The sequence below is a fragment of the Flavobacterium sp. CG_23.5 genome, from assembly GCF_017875765.1.
Taxonomy (GTDB): Bacteria; Bacteroidota; Bacteroidia; order Flavobacteriales; family Flavobacteriaceae; genus Flavobacterium.
Window position 1 is genome coordinate 1,838,988 of sequence record NZ_JAGGNA010000001.1, and the last position, 19,875, is coordinate 1,858,862.

A 19,875-nucleotide genomic window follows, 5' to 3' on the forward strand; every position below is an offset into this window, starting at 1 on the left:
CAAGAAAATAGAATCTGTTTTCCAGACCTCTATTTCCTTGTTAGTTAAATTATTAATTATTTTTGTGTACTTCTGAAATGTCTGTAAGTATTTACAATTGTATTACCTGCCTCATCGATAGAATAAGTCAAAGTATCAATTTTTGAAGTAAAGAAGTTGTAAGCGATAATAGCTAATGCAGAAGTCGAAATTCCTGTAGCTGTATTAATCAAGGCCTCTGAAATACCATTTGCAAGAGCAGATGAATCTGGAGTTCCAGCAGCAGACAAAGCACTAAATGCTTTAATCATACCCGTCACCGTTCCTAGTAAACCTGCAAGTGTACCCAATGATACCATAGTCGAAAGAATAGTCATATGTTTTTCTAACATTGGCATTTCTAATGAAGTAACTTCCTCTATTTCTTTGTGAATCGTTTCCGCAGCTGCTTCACTATCTAAACCTTCTCTTTTAACTTCTTGGTATTTCAACAAAGCAGATTTTATTGGATTTGCAACAGAACCTTTTTGTTTGTCACACGCAGCAATAGCTCCTTCAATATTTCCAGCTTTAATGTCGTTTTGTACACTTATCATGAATTGATCAAGATTCCCTTTACCAGCTGCTTTTGAAATTACCGCAAAACGCTCAAAAGAAAATACAATAACCATTAATAAACAACCTAATAAAATTGGTACAATAGGTCCCCCTTTGTACACCATAGCCAAATAATTTCCCGGTAGTGGGTGACCAGTATTCGATCCGCCTTCAAAATTCGCACCATTACCCATTATAAAATTCCATATCAACCATCCAACCAAAACACATGCCACAATAATGATTCCTGAAATCATTCCTCCTCCTTTTGAACCGTTTTCTTTTTTAACGTTTGCCATTTTTTTTAATTTTAATAGTTTTAAATAATAATCTTTAGTTATAATAAACTTGTAGTGGAGCAAATTTATATTTTTAGTTTAAATAAAAAAACTTTTTTTTATTTTATTACAATTAATTTAATTTCAATAAACACCCCACCTCATATTAGTTTGCATTTATGTCAATATATATAATAAATTTAATCATTATATTTATATATACATAGTGTTTTGTGATATATTATAGTAATATTTCAATATAGTCACAGAAGACAAATAAAATGTTTTTTTTAACAATTGTTAACAAAAAAGGAATAAAACAGCAGTAAATACTAAAAATAACATCATTTTAAAAAAAAACAATAACTTGCATATAATTTTAATTTAAATGTATCATGGACAGAAAGGAAGCTTTTATACTAAATATTAATGAAGGTTACGATTCAAAGGGAGAAAGTATCATTCTCGGCGGTGCTATACTTGATGGAGAAGCTTTAGCTAACGCAACTGTTAAAATCCCATTGAAAACCTTAAACCGTCATGGATTAATTGCGGGGGCTACTGGTACTGGAAAAACTAAAACCATTCAAGTACTTTCAGAACAATTATCGTCGTTTGGGATTCCCGTATTGATGATGGATATAAAAGGTGATTTTAGCGGTATTGCAAAAGAAGGTGAGGAAAAACCCTTTATAACTGAACGTCATGCCAAAATAAACATCCCGTATTCTACATCTAGCTTTCCTGTTGAATTATTATCCTTGTCCGAACAAAATGGGGTTCGTCTTCGCGCTACTGTTTCAGAATTTGGTCCTGTTTTATTTTCACGAATACTAAATTTGAATGACACCCAATCAGGAGTAGTTTCAGTAATTTTCAAATTTTGCGATGACAATAAAATGCCTTTATTGGATTTAAAAGACATCAAAAAAGTGATCAATTATATTACCGAGGAAGGAAAGGACGAGATTGAAGAAAATTACGGAAAAATATCCACCTCTACCACGGGTATTATTCTTAGAAAAATAATCGAACTGGAACAACAGGGAGCAGAATTGTTTTTTGGAGAAATGTCTTTTGACATCGAAGATTTAATGCGTATTGACGAAACCGGTAAAGGATACGTAAACATCGTTCGCTTGACGGATATTCAAGACAAACCAAAATTATTCTCAACATTCATGTTGAGTTTGCTCGCTGAAATATACCAGCAAATGCCTGAAAAAGGAGATGTGGACCAACCTGAATTAGTCATTTTCATCGACGAAGCCCATCTAATTTTCAATGAAGCAAGTAAAACATTGCTTGACCAAATAGAAACCATAATTAAACTAATTCGATTTAAAGGAATTGGAATCTACTTTATTACCCAAAATCCGATGGATATCCCTAGTGGTGTTTTAGCGCAATTAGGTTTAAAAATACAACATGCTTTAAGAGCTTTTACTGCTAATGACAGAGATGCGATTAAAAAAACAGCGGATAATTATCCAATTTCAGAATATTACAAAACTGATGAAGTATTAACCAGCCTTGGAATTGGAGAAGCATTGGTTTCCGCTTTGAACGAAAAAGGAATCCCAACACCGCTTGCAGCCACAATGATGCGTGCGCCTATGAGCAGAATGGACATTTTAACTGAAAGCGAAATTCAAGAAATAAATAACAAATCGAAGCTGGTAAAAAAATACAGCGAACTTATTGACCGCGAAAGTGCTTATGAAATGCTCAATAAAAAAATATCCGTAGTCGAGCAGGAAGTTGCTGAGCAAGAGCAAGAAAAAGCAGATAAAAAGGAAGAAAACAAAGGACCTAGTACTGCTGACGTTGTAGGGAAATCAGTTCTCAAGGTACTTACCAGCGCCACCTTTATTAGAGGAGCTTTTGGCGTTTTGTCAAAAATGTTTAAAAAATAAGTTCACAGCAACCTTTTAGAATTAAACCTACTTGAAGCGCATTTCAAAAAAAAATCCAAATATGAAAAAATATTTTATACAAAAAACACCTTTTATAGTTCCAACCACTGATGGAAAATTAATAGAAGAACATCATGGAATAGCAACAACCAACAATCCGGAAATTTCTATTGCGCACATGATTGCACCGCCCAAATGGAGCGAACCTTTTCAAACGCCAGAATTTGAGGAGTATACTTATATTATAAAGGGTAAAAAACAATTTAATATTGAAGGGGAAATTGTCATTCTTGAAACAGGACAATCCATAAAAATCGAGAAAAACACCAGAGTTCAATATTCAAATCCATTTGACGAACCTTGCGAATACATTGCCATTTGTAAACCGGCTTTCGATTTTACAAAAGTACATCGCGAAGACGATTAATTTTTTCAATCAAAATTCAACTATTAAAATTTTATAGTTGAATTTTGATTATTATTTTTTATTTAAAAGTTCCAAAATTATATTCTCTACCTCTTTAGTATCCCAAATAGTTTCTATATTTTCCAAGTTCAAAACCTGCTCCATAATAGCGTTTTGATAATCGCCAATCGCCAAAGCCTCTGCATAAGGACGATCGCTAAATGTTACTCGACTATAAAGTGGAACCCATTTTTCGGGATATTTATCGGAAAATGATTTCTCTATTTTCTTTTGCAAAAGGAATTTCTCATCGGCAGTTTTAGAACTCATTTCCATAAAATTGCGATACGAAAGTTCGGCAATCGCATCGGCATTGGGTTTACGGGATTTTTCATATTCTGAAAAAATCGTTTTCCAATCATCACCATACTTTTCAATCATTTCATAAAGCACCGAAATATCTTCAAAACCAGCGTTCATTCCTTGCCCATAAAACGGAACAATTGCATGACAGGCATCGCCAATTAAAGCCACTTTATCCTGATAAGTCCACGGAAAACATTTCATAGTTACCAGCGTACTGGTTGGATTTTTGAAGAAATCTTCGGCTAATTTTGGAATAACCTCAATTGTATCAGGCAAATTCTTTTCAAAAAATTCCTCTACTAATTTCCTATCAGTCAAAGACGCAAAAGAGTTTTCTCCCTCAAAAGGCATGAACAAAGTACAGGTAAAACTCCCGTCTAAATTAGGCAATGCAATCAGCATGTACTTGCCTCGTGGCCAAATATGAAAAGAATTCTTGTCTAATTTATGCGAAGCATCAGGGTTTGCAGGAATATTTAATTCCTTATAACCCATATTTAAAAATTCCTGAGAGTAATTAAACATACTTTGACGTTGCATGCGGTGGCGAATTCTCGAGAAAGCGCCGTCAGCACCAAAAACCATATCATATTTCTCATCCTCCCACGCCCCTCTTTCGGTTTCACCAATGTGCAAAGTCGCATCATCTAAAGTAACATCCCAAATTTTATGCTCAAAGAAAAATTCAGCTCCTGCTTTTTCCGCTAAATCTATCATTTTCCGATTCAAAGTACCTCTCGAAATCGAATAAATGGATTCGCCCTCTTGTCCGTAATTCTGAAAATTAAGTTTATCAACTAAATGGATTGCGCGTTTGTCCATGGGAATAGCAATCGTTCGCACATCGTCGCCCACTCCCACACCGTCCAATGCTTTCCAACCACGGTTAGACATAGCTAAATTTATGGAACGTCCAGAAAACTGAATTTGTCGAATATCTGGACTTCTATCATAAACATGAACAGTATGACCAGCTTTGCGGAGATAAATAGCTAATAGGGAACCGACTAATCCAGAACCAACAATCGCTATTTTTTTAGGAGTTTGCATCAAGAAAAAAATAAATGATAAGTCCGCAAAATTAAGTAATTATCAACACAATCAGGCAATTTAGCAGATTTATTTGGGCGTGACCCTCCCAAAAAAGTCGGGTCGGGCTTTTCGTTGCAATCTTTTTTTCGTTCCTCAAAAAAGGATTTCCACTTCACTCCCTCACGCGAATCCTGCTATCAACTAAAAACTATTTTAAGCAGGGAAGCAGAAAATCAATATAATTACAGCTCTTTCTAACAGTATTTTATTTAGGACTGAAAACTAATTTTGTCGAAGTCTTAATAATCTCTGCTTTATTCATTTTCATTTTTCTAAACTTTCCAGCGTTGTATAAATCTGCTTGATCGCTATAATGAGAGCTCAGGGGATTCCCTGATTGCCCTGTTGGCAAAATACTCCAACTGTTTTCTACATCCGAAAAATCTACAATTCTTCTCGTCGACGGACCTCCTTTTACTACATATTTTGCTTCATCGGTATAGTCAAAAAATTGATTATTGATCACTTCATTTGTTCCCGGAACTTCAAATGGACCTACATTAAACATACGTCGCAGGGCAGCCACTTTCCCTAAAGGATGATGATGCTCCAGAACATGCACTTTATTCCAAGTCCAAGACGCAACGGAATTTCCTAGCTGCTTTTCCAATGAGACAACCGCTTCTTTAAAAGACCTAGACAGAATTTCACTTTTGGTTTCTTTCTTGTTTTTGGTTGCAATATTATCCCACCATAATGAATTTTCATTAGTCATTTGTTTCGCAACTATTTGTTTCATGATATGCGTTGCCAAAAATTGTTTAAAATTAGCGGTACCCAATTCGTCCTCAAACGTGTTTTTTAAGTAAAAATAAACCCATTTATTATAAATCGTCGGCGCTACATCGTTAAGATTATTAGTTCCTTTCCAAGATTTTAAAATAGCGATTGCTGCTTTTTCATTTTGGGAAAGTGAATTGTAATCCACATTGGAAATTAAATTTTTAGCAGTCTGAATCGTTACTAATGAAGTATTATCGAAAATCATTTTGCTAACTGCTTCTTTATCCCAATTGGATTTCGGTTCCAATAATTGTGTAATTCTTTTGGCCCTATCTTCCGGAAGGTAATAACCCGGATATAAAAAACCGTCAATGGGTTCCGGTTGATTATTAGCAGAATATACATAATTCCATTCGGGATTTACCGCAGAAGGATTTTTGGAGAAATCCAAGTATTCAGTAATGTCATCTTTTCCGCTGGCGCCATCCAAAATAAAATTAGTATTTACGCCTTCATTATGTTTGTATAATTTCCCTGTTGCCCACCAGCCCACATTTCCTTTTGCATCGCCATACATGACGTTCAATCCTGGAGCGGCAATTAAAGCGACCCCTTTTTGAAAATCATCCTTACTTTTAGAATGCGAAAGCATATACACAGCATCCAGAATTTTTATGGGCTGTTGCGTGTAAATCCAAGACATTGCAACTGGTTTATCTTTATTTAAACCATCAATTAAATCATTCATGATTGGTCCATGACGGCTGATTTTTAAATTCAAAACTACATCCGCAGAATCTTTAACTTTTATTATTTTCTTGGTGGTTTGATATTTACTAAATCCTACCGGCGTTCTATATTTAGTGGCATCATAAGGATTATTTTCTTCTTGATAAAAATCAATATCATCATTCTCAAACATCGTCAAACCGTACGCATATTCTCTGTTATGCCCTAGCAAAGGAAATGGTGTTCCCGCCAAATAACAGCCGTACAATTCGAAATATGGCGTTACAATATGCGCTTCATACCACGTTCCAGGCTGCGAAAATCCAATATGAGGATCGTTGGCAAAAATCACTTTCCCATTTTTTGTTTTTTGTGGTGCAATGACCCAGCTATTACTTCCTACAAAAGGAGGAATAGGAGACTGGTCTAAAAGCGAAGCAATTGACTTAGCAATAGCAACATATTCTTGTGGTTTTTCCTGTGCATTTTTAATTCGGGTGGTATTGAAAGAACCATCCAAACCAAAATCCTTCAGATAATTCATTCCATATTTATTTCGAATATCAGTCAACAATGGATCTGATTTTTGGGCCATCGCAAAACTAAAAGACATATATCCAAATATATTATAAACATCCTTTATGGTGAATTTTTCTTTTTTTATGCCAATTAACTGAAATTCAATCGGTGTTTTACCTTCTTCAACATATTGATTTATTCCGTCCAAATAAGCCATGGTCAGTTGATAACTTGGACTGTTTTTATCTAATGTAGCAATCGCTTTTGCAGAAGCATCTTCGATACCAAGTCCTGCGAAAAACTTGTCATTTTTCAATGCAACCGAACCAAATATTTCTGACAATCGTCCCGGCGCAATACGTCGCATCAATTCCATTTGCCACAATCGATCTTGCGCATGTACATAACCTAAAGCTTCCATCGCATCTTTTGAATTCTCGGCATAAATATGTGGTACCCCAAAATCATCAAAGTAAACGGTCGTTTCTTTCTGAATATTTTTCAACTGCAATTCTCCTTCGTATTTCGGTTTTAGATAAAAACCATAAATAACTAATGTTATTGCTAGAATCATTACTAAAGAAAGTAAAACCAGAAGGACTTTTTTGAGCTTTTTCATTTTCGAATAAATTGGTAAACAAATATATATGATTTGTAAGTTATTTTAAACAATTTATTTTTAATTGCTTTTTGAAATAAAAATATTGACCAGTATTTTCTTTTCAACCTATAATTATTTGTTTAAATTATTTCTTATTTCATTAAACAAAAAGTATATTTGTTTCAAATTAATAAAGACATGAAGCACATTTCTAAAGACGACATTTCTCAAATGGAAAAAATCGAAAGATTGAATTTGATTAATTCTTGCACCGGATATAAATCAGCTAATTTACTTGCAACAAAATCCATTAATGGAGAATCAAATGTAGCAATTTTCAGTAGTGTGACCCATTTAGGAAGCAATCCTGCATTAATTGGATTTATCATGCGACCTACAACTGTTCCCAGAGATACATACAAAAACATAAGAGAAACCGGTTACTTCACTGTCAATCACGTTACGGTTGATATGATTGAAGATGCCCATCATACCTCGGCGAATTACGAACTTGGGGTTTCTGAATTTGACAAAACCAATCTGGAAGAAGAGTATAAAAATAATATAGAAATTCCGTTTGTAAAAGGAAGTCCCGTTCAATTGTATTGCAAATATGTAAATGAATATTACATCAAGGAAAATGATACGATTCATATTATTGCATCAATCGAAAATTTATTTTTTGACGAAGAATTGCAACACAAAGATGGCTGGCTACAAATTGACAAGGGAAATGTGGTGGCAATAAATGGACTCGATGGCTATTGTTTACCCAAATTAGTGGATCGTTTTCAATATGCTAGAAAAAACCAGCCAACTAAAACTTTTTAACCTAACAAAAAATGCCTGATTTTCAATTGAAAATCAGGCATTCAAACTTTTATAACTATTTATTTTTTTAATTCTGTTTGTTTCCGTCAATAATTGCTCCAGTTCCAGCACCTACTCCTGCGCCTAATAAACCACCTATTATAGCTCCTTGACCTTTTTTCTTACTGACAATTGCACCAGTTGCAGCACCAACTCCCGCGCCAATTACGGCCCCTTTAGCAGTTGAACTCCAACCTTTCTTTTTTCTAGTGGTGGTTGTAGTTGTGGTACCCGGTTCATGATTAACTACAACAACTTCTCTTTGTACTTCTACTTTTTGCTCATTAACTTTCGTCATTTCAATTTGCATGGAATCGATAACTTTTTGTTTCTCAAATGCAACTTTAATGGAATCAGCATTAGCAACTTTCATTGAATCAATACTAGCCTGTTTAGCTTTTTGAATTTCCATTTTTCCTTGATTTTGACAAGAAAATATAACTAACGAGATTAACATAATATATAGTGACTTCATAACTTTAAATTTTATAATTAATAACCTGACAAAGTAAAGGTTCAAATACCATTCCTCTATTATACTATTAATTGTTTTTTTTATATAATTCGAACTAATTTTTTATTTCTGCTTAAAAGCTCACTTATCCTAAAATACCTTTTTTAAGAATTTGACCAAAATTGTACATGTCTTCAAATGAACAGTACAAGGGAACAGGAGCTAAACGAATCACATTAGGTTCGCGCCAATCTGTAATTACGCCGTTTTTCATCAGATAATCAAATAAACTGCGTCCTTCCCCATGCAACAAAACTGATAATTGCGACGCTCTTTCGGCAGGGTTTGACGGTGTTATAATTTCGAAACTGCTGTTTACCTCTTTGTCAATTTGGTGAAGAATAAATTCCAAATAAGAAGTGATTCTATCTCTTTTTTCGATTAAAGCATCCATCCCTATTTCATCAAACATTTCTACTGATGCCAAATAAGGTGCTAAAGAAAGTATAGGTAAGTTGCTTATTTGCCAACCATCGGCACCATGGATAGGATCGAAAGTTTGTTCCATTTTGAAACGGCGTTCTTTATTGTGTCCCCACCAACCGGCAAATCTTGGTAAATTAGCATCATTGTGGTGTTTTTCATGAATGAAACATCCTGACGCATTTCCAGGTCCTGAATTCATGTATTTGTAACTGCACCAGGCCGCAAAATCTACATTCCAATCATGAAGATCTAATTTAATATTTCCCGCTGCATGAGCCAAATCCCAGCCTACTATTGCCCCTGCTTTGTGGCCAGCTTCCGTTATAGTTTTCATATCGAAAACCTGTCCCGTATAATAATTTACTCCACCAATTAAAACCAATGCCAAATCCTCACCTACTTCGGCAATTTTTGCCAAAACATCTTCTAGGCGAATATTGTGTTCTCCTTCACGACGTTTGATTTCGACAATAGCATCTTCTGGTTTTATCCCGAGGTTTCGGGAATGAAAATGAACTTGACTTTGAAACATATATTGATCAGAAGGAAAGGCTTTTTCTTCACAAATGATTTTATACCTGGTTTTTGTAGGTTGGTAAAACGAAACCATCAATAAATGAAGATTCACCGTTAAAGTATTCATTACCGTAACTTCACTTGGAAGCGCTCCTACTATTTTACTCAGCGGATTAGCAAATCTTTCGTGGTAATCCCACCAAGGTTTTTCGCTGTAAAAATGACCTTCAACGGCAAGGTTTGCCCAGTCATTCATGACCTCATCCACGTAAGCTTTCGTGCGTTTCGGCTGTAACCCTAATGAGTTACCAGTAAAATAGACAACCTTCTTCCCATTTACTTGAGGAAAGATAAATTCATCCTGGTATTTTTTTAAAGAATCTTGGGAATCGAGCTGTTGTGCAAATTCAAGAGTATTTTCGAAAGTCATTGTGTGTATTTTGTTTTGTAAAAGTAGACAAAAAAGAAAATAGAGAAAAGAAGATAAACAAAAGAATAAAAAAATAAATTCGTAAAAAGAGACTTACTAAATTTTAAAATTCAGTTTACTAAATCATTATATTTGATTGAATTTTAAAAAATTAAAGTTATGCTTAAAAATAATTTGAATGTTATCATTCTTGCAATTGCTGTAGTTGTTTCTTCTTATTTATTTTCGAATGCTTTTCAGAATCGAAATAAAAGTAACAATACGATAAGTGTAACGGGATTAGGGAAGAAAGATTTTGTTTCTGATTTGATTGTTTGGAGTGGCTCCTTTTCTAAAAAAAGTTCGACTTTGAAAGAAGCCTATGCTTCACTGGATACCGACAGAGAAAGAATAAAAAGCTATTTGGCAGGCAAAGGCATTAAGGACAATGAAATGGTATTTTCGGCGGTGAATTTCAATAAAGATTTTGAGACTATATTCAATACAAATGGCACTACCAAGCAACAAATATTCACTGGATTCACACTAACCCAAAGTGTCAGTATTCAATCTAAGGAAGTAAATAAGATTGAAGAAATTTCGAGACAATCCAGTGAACTGATCAACTCCGGTGTGGAATTTTATTCGAATCCACCTGAATATTATTACACAAAATTAGCCGAACTAAAAATAAAAATGATTGCCGAAGCTACTAAAGACGCAAGTATTAGAGCCAAAAGCATCGCTGAAAATGCGGTTGCAAATCTGGGAAATCTAAAAAAATCGGATATGGGAGTTTTTCAAATTACAGGTCAAAACTCATCGGAAGATTTTTCTTATGGCGGTTCTTTTAATACGCAGTCCAAAAACAAAACTGCAAATATTACTGTAAAACTGGTTTATCAAGTGGATTAGTTTTTAGATTTCAGGTATCCCCTAGGCGATTCTATTTTAAAAAACTCAGTTTCGATTATTACACCATTGAGCTGCCTATTTTGATTTGCCAGATGCTATCCTGCAAGGTTTTTTTTAACCTCGTAGGTGTAATTTGTTTTTGTAACAAACCTACAAGGTTAAAAAAAACCTTGCAGGACAACCAAAACAATAAACAAGCATCCAAATATCAATCGGTTTTCGGTTGAAAATTAATAATAATCGATGAAAAACGAATTGCGTTAGGGATGGAAATGGAAAGCTTTTTACATAAAACCAGTAGTAATACAGCGACGAGGAAGCGACCAGAGGAAGCTCCCGCAGTGCTAGTATTTCTTTGGTTTTTATGTAAAAACTTGAAATGTACAGCCCGCAAAACGCCCAAGCAATTTTAAATTGCATAAAAAAACTCGCCATTGCTGACGAGTTTTTGGTATTTAGAATCTGAAATAAATTCAAATTATATAATCAACATAGCATCTCCGTAAGAATAGAATTTATACCCTTCTTGGATCGCTTCAGCATATGCTTTTTTCATCAAATCATGTCCGCAAAATGCAGATACCATCATTAATAAAGTAGATTTTGGTGTATGAAAATTAGTAATCATACAAGTCGCAATACTGAAATCATGAGGAGGGAAAACGAATTTGTTTGTCCAACCATCGAATGGATTCAATGTTCTTTGTGATGAAACCGCGCTTTCAACTGCGCGCATAGAAGTAGTTCCTACGGCACAAATACGTTTCTTTTTAACTTTGGCATCGTTAACGATATCGCACGCTTCTTGAGTAATTTTTAATTCCTCAGAATCCATTTTGTGTTTCGATAAATCTTCTACCTCAACCGGATTGAAAGTTCCTAAACCTACGTGAAGTGTAACTTCGGCAAATTTGATTCCTTTTATCTCTAATTTTTTCAATAGGTTTTTAGAAAAATGCAAACCTGCTGTTGGTGCTGCTACTGCTCCTTCTTCTTTAGCATAGATGGTTTGGTAACGTTCCGCATCTTCCGGAGTTACGTCTCTTGAAATGTATTTTGGAATTGGAGTTTCTCCTAGTTCCGTCAATTTATTTCTGAATTCTTCATAAGAACCGTCGTAAAGGAAACGCAATGTTCTTCCACGAGAAGTAGTATTATCAATTACTTCGGCAACTAATGAATCGTCATCGCCAAAATATAATTTATTACCAATTCTGATTTTACGGGCTGGATCAACTAAAACATCCCAAAGTCTTTGCTCAGAGTTTAATTCTCTAAGTAAAAAAACTTCGATTCTTGCTCCTGTTTTTTCCTTATTTCCATACAAACGCGCTGGGAAAACCTTGGTATTATTCAGAATTAAAACATCTCCGTCATCAAAATAATCGATAACGTCTTTGAACATTTTATGTTCTATAGTTCCTTTCTTACGATCAATAACCATAAGACGTGCTTCATCTCTGTTTTCGGCAGGATATTCAGCTAGAAGTTCTTTTGGTAAATCAAATTGAAAATGTGATAATTTCATATTAAATTTTAGATTTTAGATTTTAGATTTTAGATTTATGAGAATCCAAAAAATCTTTCAGGTGCAAATATACGATTGTGAGATAGGCGTTGTCAAGTGTTTTGCTGTTTATTTTCAAAAGTAGCTGATTCACTTGTCTTTACAACTCTTATTTTTCTGAGATTTCAATACCTAATTTTTTCATGTCTTCCCAAAAATCAGGATAGGACTTAGATACTACTTCGGCATTTTCAATTACAATTGGTACTTTCAAGGCCAAAGGTGCAAATGCCATCGCCATTCGGTGATCGTTATATGTAGCAATTGGCACATTATGATTGATATTGTTTGAAGCCACAAGCGTCAAACTATCATTGGTCACCGAAATATTGGCTCCCAATTTTGTTAGTTCAATTAGCAGTGCTTCCAGTCTATCTGTTTCTTTAATTTTCAAGGTATGAAGTCCTGTGAGGTGACAACCTATTCCTAAACCAAGACAAGTAACCACTATAGTTTGGGCAATATCAGGCGTATTATTTAAATCTAAGTTTAAAGTTTTAAGTTTAAAATTAGATTGTTTAACCAAAGTCATTTTGTTTCCTTCAAAGTGAGTTTCGACTCCCATTTGCTTATAAATTTGAACCAAAGCCGAATCTCCTTGCAAACTGTTTTCATTGTAACTAGTTAACGAAATAGTAGCTTCCTCCGCTAAAGCAGCCAAACTAAAAAAGTACGAAGCAGAACTCCAATCGGATTCTACAGTCATAACTTTCGATTCCACTGCTGGTTTTGGATAAACGGTAATCACATTTCCTTCAAAACTGGTTTTAATATCTAAATCATTCAACAATGCCAAGGTCATTTTGATGTAAGGAACAGAAGTGATTTCACCTACCAAAGTGATTTGAATTCCATTTTCTAGTTTTGGTGCCACTAATAATAATGCCGAAATGTATTGACTGCTTACATTTGCCGGAATATTAACTTTAGAAGCCGTAATTTTTTGTCCTTTGATTCGAATAGGCGGGTACCCTGCTTCCTTCTCGTAAGAGATTTGCGCACCTAATTGCTCCAACGCTTCCACCAAAACTTTGATCGGACGCTCCTGCATTCTTGAAGAACCTGTCAACACGACTTCACGTCCTTCATTAACCGCAAAATAAGCTGTTAGAAATCGCATCGCCGTTCCCGCATGATGAATATCTACTATTTCCTCGTTTCCTTTCAATGCTTTTTGCATTACTTCACTGTCATCAGAGTTCGAAGTATTCGCTAATGTAATATTTGAAAATAAGGCTTGTAACAATAATAGTCGGTTGGTTTCACTTTTTGAGCCAGTAATGTTTAATTGTGAATTGTCAATTGTGAATTGTGAATTCGTGCTTAATTTTAAATTCATGTAGCTAATTATGAGTTATGAATTATGAATTACGAGTGTTATAATTCAAGTTCGCAATTTACCACTCCGCATTTATAATTCATAATTTATATTTCACAAATTATTTGAGTTTCTCGTTGTTTTTGTGACGATCTTTATCTCTAACGGATTTCAAATCCATTTTCTTATCGAAAGCAGCTTGCAAATCGATTCCGGTTTGATTCGCTAAACATAAAACTACAAAAACCACATCAGCTAATTCTTCACCGAGATCTTTGTTTTTATCGCTTTCTTTTTCGGATTGTTCTCCGTAACGACGGGCAATGATTCGGGCCACTTCACCTACTTCTTCCGTAAGTTGTGCCATATTGGTCAATTCGTTGAAATAGCGAACGCCGTGTTCTTTTATCCAAGTATCTACTTCGAGCTGGGAGTTTTTTAGGTTCATTATTCTTTATTATTTTGCCACAAAGGTACGAAGGGACGAAGTGTTGTTATATTTTAATAAGAACAATTTTCTCATTTTGTTTTTCAATTACTTTTTGAAAATATTCTTTTAGCGTTGAATAATATTCTGCTGAAACGATTGGAGTATTCATTTGATTTACAATAGATATCTGAATCGTATTGCCTACTAAACTTGTCATGAATTTGAAATTTGCTAAATTATCCTGCATCGAAATATTCATTGCAGTTGGAAGGGTTTCCACCTTAAATCCCGCTGGGATCTGAATATTTATTGCATATTTATCCAAATAAGGAAAACCAAAATCTACTGGATATTCTCTGTTTTCTTGTTTAAAATAATTTTGTTTCTGAACAAAAGATAGCATTGGTTTTATATAAATTTTTCCCCCGATTAATTCACTAAAATTGGCACCACTAAAAGATAATGTCTCAGCAATAGGCAATTTCAGCTGTTTTTCGTTTGTTCTGGAATATTCTTGTATCTCCATTTGATCATTCTCATTTTCTAACTTTTCAAGATAAACGTCTTCTTTACTATCTTTTATCGATTCTCTAAAAACCATCGCATTATGATCGGTTCTTTGTCTTCGTAATTTTCCTAAAACTTCCCCTTTTTCATTTAAAGAATAATTCATTGTTACTATATTATTAGAGGTCGTTTTTGGCATCAAATCTACTTCGCGCGAGGTTCCGTCTTTTCGTACTAATCGACCAACCCAATTTAGCGCTCTAAAAGGTAAAACATTTGGTGTCGAAAAAGGATCAGTGGCATCCAGTAAGATTAAATTAGCTCCATCTTCAACAGCTCCAATTACATAATTAAAAGCTGTTCTATTAGGAAACATTGCAATTCCATTGGACCTAGTACTTACTAAGACAGGGTTTGCGGTTAAGCCAGCGTAACGAAGCATTGCTGTTAGCATCAGGTTTATTTCGGCTACATTACCCGTTTTGTCTTTGTAAGCTTTTTTCACTCCATCATTACAGGAATATCCGTAATATTCATTCCATTTTACAGTTGCTTTTACGTATTTTAAAATTGCATCAACTTTTTCTTCTACTGTATTCAATCCCGCAATCACAACTTTTAAATCCTCTTCAAAATAACCTGTTTTATTCAATTCAGGACCAAAATCATCATATTGGTAAATTGTTTTTACAACTGAATTCCAATCTGTTGAGTATGTTTTTAGAGGTGAATTTGGATATTTTGTCATCGATAGTTCTTGCACCAAACTAGTCTTATAATTATCAATATCATTCACATAAACTTCATCCTTCATGGCAGGAATATTTTCCACTAAATAATTTGTTTTTGTTTCTAAATAATCAATTTTATCATTAGAAAAAGAAGTCTTTGTGACCATCCCGTTTTGTGTTCTTTCTTTGGAAGTTAAAACAATAGATTTATTTGATGTATCAACAGTTATTTTGGGTGTTATAAATCCTTTTAAAGTAGAATTATAAACAAAGTATTCTGGTACATAGGAATTATATTCCGAATAATTTACAGGAACACTAGATTGAAAAGCCCATTCCCTAGGACTTACTACATTATAAGATCGAATATTGTATTGGAATTCAATAATTGAACCTTCTTTTACATTAGGCAATGTTATTTTTTTTTGCCCCCAATACCTATTTATAATTTCATCAAATTCTCCATCGCTTTTTAATTTTGTTTTTTCAATTTTACCGGCGACTAAATTATAAGTCATTGCTTCAGAGAAAGATACTTTTTCCTTGGTATTATTCCCTAAATAATATCTCACTTTTTGATTTGCCCAATCATATCCCTCTTTTTTATAAATCTTTATTCGCATTTTCACTTCTGTGAGCATTGCAAACCCATTTTCTTGAGAATATTCAAAACTTAATTTCCCTTTTTTGAATAGGATAGCCGCTACAGCAGAAGTATCTTTCGGATGCGCTTTCTCTTGTAATTCTGAAATGGAAACCTTCCCTAATTCAAAATTTTGTGCTTTCATTTTAGAAATTGAAAATAGAAGTACTACTACTAGAAGTGCTTTTTTGAATAACATATCTTATTGATTTTTGGTTAAAATTATTTTTGCATTATCGTTTCTAGAAATTTGTTCAATGAAAAGGCGGTACTCGTCATATTCCTTGTTAGAATATATTCCTTTTTTAATAAAAAGAGTTCTTTTATAAATTAAATTAGAAGCATCTTTTTTAACTATTTCTGTTTTGTAGGCTCCAAACTTGGAATCCAATTCAAAACCTGCTGGAAGAAACTCTATGTTGAATCCAACTGGCAATTTAACTTCAATTTCATCCGTATCTACAAAACCTCTTTGTATTTCCAATGGATTTATACGATTCCTTATTCTTTTTATATTTCCTGAAAATTGATTGTACGCATTCAAGACAAACATCATTTTATTAGCAGAAATGCTTCCGTAATTAATGGCGTTTATACCCGCATTCTCGGTAAATCTTATTTTTTCTTTATCATTAGTGAATGTTATTTTCTCTAGCTTCAAATTATTGATATTATCCCAATATTCTTTATAATGCAATTCTTTATCCGTTGGCTGCATATTTTCTACATCCGCTTTTCTATTGTATTGGGAACCTTCAGAAACAATACTGATTTTACCAGAGAAATCGCCGTTTTCAGCAATAGTATAATTCCCTTTACTAACTTGAGTATTTCCTTTATCCTCATAGATTTTGGTATGCACAATTTCACCTCCACTTGGTTTCATAATCAAAACATTTCTGTCATCTGTAAAAGTTCCCTGATATCCAAACGGAGTATCCTGACTGGTACATTCAAGCCAAACATAATTATCCCCATTGGGAATCGATAAAATCATGTGATTTCCTTGCATTGAAACAAAGTCTTTTTCGATATCTTTTTTTCTTGGATTTCCATATAATATGGTATTGTAAGAGGGAACATCTACGGCATTTAGGAGTGCCTTGGTATAATTGGTCAATGCTTTACAATCCCCGTAGCCCAATCGATCTACGTCGCCGGCTAACATAGGTTTCCATCCTCCAATTCCAATGCTAATATTTACGTATCGCGATTTTTTTTGGACATAATCATAGATTAGTTTTGCTTTTTTTATCGGGTCTTTTTCATCTCCAACCAATGCTTTCATTTTCGCCTTGGTTTCTTCAGGCAATTCTGTTGTGCCGGTTAAAATTTTATCGGAGTACCATTTCCCGAAAGCTTCCCAGGTTTTAGCAGTTCCATCAACATTTTCAAGATGAAATAGTTCTAGACCCATCATTACTTTTGGAAAAATCGAATTAAAACTAGGGCTATAGTCTTCTTCCTTTTGAGCCGGAATATTTGCTGCGGTATAGGAAAGTTGCGATGGAGTATCAATAGTCTTTTTAATTTTAAAATTATAAAAATTAGATTCCATTTTTTTAAAACCAAGATCTGGTGGATAACTTACATTAAGAATACTTTTTTCGATACTTACAAAATAGTCTGCCACAGGATACCATTGCGGTATAAAAGCAGTATTAGAAGTTTCTAATTCACTTTCGAAAATGACTGTAAAAGGATATTGTATGGGAGTGTAATTCAGATAAATAATTCGGTCATCTGAAAAAAGAGTGCTGCCACTTACTGCACTCTGATCTCTAAAATCCTTTCGTTTTATTTTTTTTATTTCATTGCCTAAAACATCATAAACAACAGCTTCTATACTTTTTATAGATGCAGTCTTACTATAATATTCAGATGCTTGTATGGCGCCTAGCCCTTTTTCGTTTAGAACTGTAACTACCCTTTTAGTTTTAATATTCATATTTCTTTGAGACGAAATAGTAATATCAATTTGGTTTAAACGAACTACAGCATTGGCATTTTCTTTGAGGCTATCAGAAATATTTAGACTATTATATTCCGTCTTTTGAGCGAAAAGGATGGTAGTAAAAAAAAAGAATACGAGGATGATATATCGGAATTGCATAAGAAAACATTTCCTCAAAAATATAAGAATTATTCGATTAAAAAAAAACTTAATTTTTATTTTTACTGTCAATAGTTATAGTCACCGGGCCATCATTTAACAAAAGTACTTTCATGTCTGCACCAAAAATACCCGTTTGAACTTTCTTACCCAGCTCAATTTCTAGGTGTTTCACAAAATTCTCATACAAGGGAATGGCAACATCTGGTTTTGAAGCTTTAATATACGATGGACGATTTCCTTTTTTAGTAGAAGCATGAAGTGTAAATTGGCTTACTACGATTATATCTCCATCAATGTCTTTTACAGATAAATTCATCACATGATCTGCATCATCAAAAATACGAATATTGGCAATTTTACCTACCAGCCAATCAATATCTTGTTGAGCGTCATCATCTTCAATACCAACTAAAACCAATAATCCTTTTTGGATATCGGCTACAATTTTATTTTCTATGGTTACCGAGGCGGAGGAAACTCTTTGAAGGACGATTTTCATTTATAAGTCTTAAAATTTTAAAGTCGAAAGTCAAAAAACTATTCTAAATATTTAGTTAATGCTGACTTTCGACTTTCGACATTGCAACTTTCGACACCTTTATTCTCTGGTCTTATCACTTATTATTCGGTCCTCATTATGAATATCGGTACGATAATTTTCATCATCACCTTCCAGAATTTTCAGGTAACTTCTATAACGGGACCAGGCTATTTCGTCTTTTTCCAATGCGGCTTTAATGGCGCAATGTGGTTCGTCTTTATGCAAACAATTATTAAATTTACATTGCTCTTTCAACTTGAAAAATTCAGGGAAATAACCACTAATTTCTTCTTTTTCCATATCGACAATTCCAAAACCTTTGATTCCCGGCGTATCTATAATTTTGGCATCAAAAGACAAATCATACATTTCGGCAAAAGTTGTGGTATGTTGTCCTTGCTTGCTCGCTTCAGAAATTGTTTTTGTTTTTAGATGTAAAGTCGGTTCCATGGCATTGACTAATGTGGATTTCCCCACACCGGAATGTCCTGAAAACATACTCACTTTACCAATCATCATCGCTTTCAACTCTTCAATTCCTTTCATTTCAGTCGAAGAGACGCGCAGGCATTTATATCCAATCTCCTGATACACGTGCTGCATGTATAATTGCTCATCAAGTGTAGCGTCATCAAAAGTATCAATTTTGTTAAAAACCAAAATTGTTTCAATTCCATAGGCTTCGGCAGTTACCAGAAAACGGTCAATAAAATTAAAAGTCGTTGGTGGATTATTTATCGTAACCAATAAAAAAACGCGGTCAATATTAGAGGCAATAATATGCATCTGATGCGACAAATTAACTGATTTCCGAACAATATAATTCTTTCTATCGTGAATTTTATGAATGGTTCCCGTAACGGTATCGGATGATTCTTCGAGTTCATAATCTACAATATCACCCACAGCAATTGGGTTGGTACTTTTAATTCCTTTGATTCGGAATTTCCCTTTCATACGGCATTCTATAAAATCCCCTTGTTCAGATTTTACGGTGTACCAACTTCCTGTAGATTTGTAAACGAGTCCTGTCATTTTTTATATTTAAGATATTAGATCTATGATATATGTTTTAGCATAAATAAAATATTTTGCAAAGATAAATGATTTATGGAGGTTTTTCGATTTTCGAAGTGTCTAAAAAAAACAAAAAATCCCAAAACATT

General features: G+C 34.0%; 16 protein-coding genes. 4 read left to right on the plus strand and 12 right to left on the minus strand.

Translation table 11 applies throughout. The annotated features are described in order from the left end of the window. Positions 1-56: 56 nt before the first annotated feature. On the minus strand, positions 57-875 hold the full coding sequence (locus tag H4V97_RS07895; protein WP_209549408.1) for a MotA/TolQ/ExbB proton channel family protein: 819 nt from the start codon (positions 873-875) through the stop codon (positions 57-59). 374 nt (positions 876-1,249) lie between these two features. On the opposite strand from H4V97_RS07895, the gene H4V97_RS07900 reads away from it, so the two are divergent. Together H4V97_RS07900 and H4V97_RS07905 are read left to right on the plus strand one after the other, a co-directional pair. Next, complete coding sequence (locus H4V97_RS07900) at positions 1,250-2,770, plus strand: helicase HerA-like domain-containing protein (RefSeq protein ID WP_209549409.1); 1,521 nt, start codon at positions 1,250-1,252, stop codon at positions 2,768-2,770. Positions 2,771-2,831: 61 nt separating this feature from the next. After that, positions 2,832-3,197, plus strand: coding sequence for a cupin domain-containing protein (locus H4V97_RS07905; protein WP_209549410.1), 366 nt, complete (start codon positions 2,832-2,834; stop codon positions 3,195-3,197). A gap of 51 nt (positions 3,198-3,248) precedes the next feature. Here H4V97_RS07905 and H4V97_RS07910 read toward each other — a convergent pair whose 3' ends face one another. Beyond that, positions 3,249-4,592, minus strand: a complete 1,344-nt coding sequence (locus H4V97_RS07910; protein ID WP_209549411.1) for an FAD-dependent oxidoreductase — start codon at positions 4,590-4,592, stop codon at positions 3,249-3,251. A gap of 247 nt (positions 4,593-4,839) precedes the next feature. Next, positions 4,840-7,224: a penicillin acylase family protein gene (locus tag H4V97_RS07915; protein WP_209549412.1), complete on the minus strand. Its 2,385-nt coding sequence runs from the start codon at positions 7,222-7,224 to the stop codon at positions 4,840-4,842. Between the two features lie 180 nt (positions 7,225-7,404). Here H4V97_RS07915 and H4V97_RS07920 point away from each other — a divergent pair, with 180 nt between their 5' ends. Next, on the plus strand, positions 7,405-8,037 hold the full coding sequence (locus H4V97_RS07920) for a flavin reductase family protein (protein WP_209549413.1): 633 nt from the start codon (positions 7,405-7,407) through the stop codon (positions 8,035-8,037). 67 nt (positions 8,038-8,104) lie between these two features. On the opposite strand, the gene H4V97_RS07925 is transcribed toward H4V97_RS07920, so the two are convergent. Together H4V97_RS07925 and kynU are read right to left on the minus strand one after the other, a co-directional pair. Beyond that, the gene (locus tag H4V97_RS07925; protein ID WP_209549414.1) at positions 8,105-8,551 is read right to left on the minus strand and encodes a glycine zipper family protein; all 447 of its coding nucleotides are present in this window, start codon (positions 8,549-8,551) and stop codon (positions 8,105-8,107) included. A 124-nt stretch (positions 8,552-8,675) separates the two neighbouring features. Next, positions 8,676-9,962 carry a kynureninase gene (gene kynU / locus H4V97_RS07930; RefSeq protein ID WP_209549415.1) on the minus strand — a complete coding sequence of 429 codons (1,287 nt, stop codon included), beginning with the start codon at positions 9,960-9,962 and terminating at the stop codon, positions 8,676-8,678. Positions 9,963-10,121: 159 nt separating this feature from the next. On the opposite strand from kynU, the gene H4V97_RS07935 reads away from it, so the two are divergent. Continuing rightward, positions 10,122-10,856 (plus strand): SIMPL domain-containing protein, encoded by a 735-nt coding sequence (locus H4V97_RS07935; RefSeq protein WP_209549416.1) that lies wholly within the window; start codon positions 10,122-10,124, stop codon positions 10,854-10,856. Between the two features lie 478 nt (positions 10,857-11,334). Here H4V97_RS07935 and queA read toward each other — a convergent pair whose 3' ends face one another. From queA to rsgA, 7 genes are all read right to left on the minus strand, one after another. Then, positions 11,335-12,384, minus strand: a complete 1,050-nt coding sequence (gene queA / locus H4V97_RS07940) for a tRNA preQ1(34) S-adenosylmethionine ribosyltransferase-isomerase QueA (RefSeq protein WP_196851469.1) — start codon at positions 12,382-12,384, stop codon at positions 11,335-11,337. A 148-nt stretch (positions 12,385-12,532) separates the two neighbouring features. Beyond that, on the minus strand, positions 12,533-13,762 hold the full coding sequence (gene aroA, locus H4V97_RS07945; protein ID WP_209549417.1) for a 3-phosphoshikimate 1-carboxyvinyltransferase: 1,230 nt from the start codon (positions 13,760-13,762) through the stop codon (positions 12,533-12,535). A gap of 100 nt (positions 13,763-13,862) precedes the next feature. After that, positions 13,863-14,189 (minus strand): nucleotide pyrophosphohydrolase, encoded by a 327-nt coding sequence (locus H4V97_RS07950; protein WP_121337600.1) that lies wholly within the window; start codon positions 14,187-14,189, stop codon positions 13,863-13,865. Positions 14,190-14,235: 46 nt separating this feature from the next. Further along, positions 14,236-16,251: a DUF3857 domain-containing protein gene (locus H4V97_RS07955; protein WP_245345217.1), complete on the minus strand. Its 2,016-nt coding sequence runs from the start codon at positions 16,249-16,251 to the stop codon at positions 14,236-14,238. Between the two features lie 3 nt (positions 16,252-16,254). Continuing rightward, positions 16,255-18,000 (minus strand): DUF3857 domain-containing protein, encoded by a 1,746-nt coding sequence (locus H4V97_RS07960; RefSeq protein WP_317196494.1) that lies wholly within the window; start codon positions 17,998-18,000, stop codon positions 16,255-16,257. A 214-nt stretch (positions 18,001-18,214) separates the two neighbouring features. Beyond that, positions 18,215-18,667, minus strand: a complete 453-nt coding sequence (dtd, locus tag H4V97_RS07965) for a D-aminoacyl-tRNA deacylase (protein ID WP_196849006.1) — start codon at positions 18,665-18,667, stop codon at positions 18,215-18,217. Positions 18,668-18,766: 99 nt separating this feature from the next. Continuing rightward, a complete protein-coding gene (rsgA, locus tag H4V97_RS07970) occupies positions 18,767-19,744 on the minus strand; it encodes a ribosome small subunit-dependent GTPase A (protein WP_209549419.1) in 978 nt (325 codons plus the stop codon). Positions 19,745-19,875: the final 131 nt, after the last annotated feature.